This window comes from Methylobacterium trifolii (genome assembly GCF_022179685.1).
Classification (GTDB): Bacteria; Pseudomonadota; Alphaproteobacteria; order Rhizobiales; family Beijerinckiaceae; genus Methylobacterium; species Methylobacterium trifolii.
This window is the reverse complement of the sequence record NZ_BPRB01000362.1, coordinates 1-1,072: the sequence shown is the minus strand read 5'-3', so window position 1 is coordinate 1,072 and position 1,072 is coordinate 1. Positions and strand designations below refer to the sequence as shown.

The 1,072-nt window shown below is 58.8% G+C and carries 1 protein-coding gene; it reads left to right on the top strand.

Annotated elements, in window-relative coordinates:
• Positions 1-1,072 (top strand): hypothetical protein (locus tag COGEMETH_RS24415; protein ID WP_283215048.1); only part of this gene is annotated, 1,072 nt, incomplete at both ends.

The window sequence follows — 1,072 nt, the reverse complement described above, 5'->3', positions numbered from 1 at the left end:
GGCGGCCAGGGCAACGATACCCTCTACGGCGGCCAAGGCGACGATCTCTTGTATGGGGATCTCGGTGACAACGTCCTCTATGGCGACCTCGGCAACGACACGGCGGTCCTAACCGGCAGGCGCTCCGACTATCAGGTAAGTCAGAACAGCGACGGCAGCTTCATTCTGGTCGGTATCAGCGGAACGACGCGTGCCACGACGATCGAGCTGTTTCAGTTCAGCGACGGCACGTTTACCGCCCAGCAACTTATCCCCACCGACACTCACGAAGCACGTACTCTGGACCTTGCGGTCACGACAACTGTATCGAACCCAACGCCCAACGTCGGCGACGTGATCACCTTCATCGACACTCTGTCGAACAACGGTCCGATAGCCGCAACAGGCATAACCGCTACAGACCTTTTACCAGCCGGTCTCACCCTCGTTTCTGCAACCCCCTCGGCGGGCACCTACGATCCTGCAACAGGCTCGTGGACCGTTGGTCAGTTGGGAAGCAGTGCAAACGCTACGCTGACCTTAACGGCTATGGTAAATAGTCCTATCCCTCTTACGAATGCCATTGTAATTAGGGGCTTAGACCAAGAAGATACGAACACGGCCAACAATTCGGCTTCGGTAACGGAGACGCCGCAGCAAGCGGATTTAGCTTTGACCAACGTAGTGTCAAACCCGACGCCGAGCGTCGGCGACACGATCACTCTCACCGTGACCGCGAGCAACAACGGGCCGAACGCCGCCACTGGCGTCAGCATCACCGATGCCTTGCCCGCCGGCCTGACATACGTCTCGTCAACGCAGTCGTCCGGCACCTACAACCCCGCGACGGGGATTTGGACTCCTGGCACACTTGCGAGCGGGGCAGCCAGCACGCTGACGCTCGTGGCAACAGTGACCAGCCCGAACACCCTGATGAACACGGCAACCATCACCCTTTCGGATCAATTCGATCCGAACACGGCCAACAATTCGGCTTCGGTAACGGAGACGCCGCAGCAAGCGGATTTAGCTTTGACCAACGTAGTGTCAAACCCGACGCCGAACGTCGGCGACACGATCACTCTCACCGTGA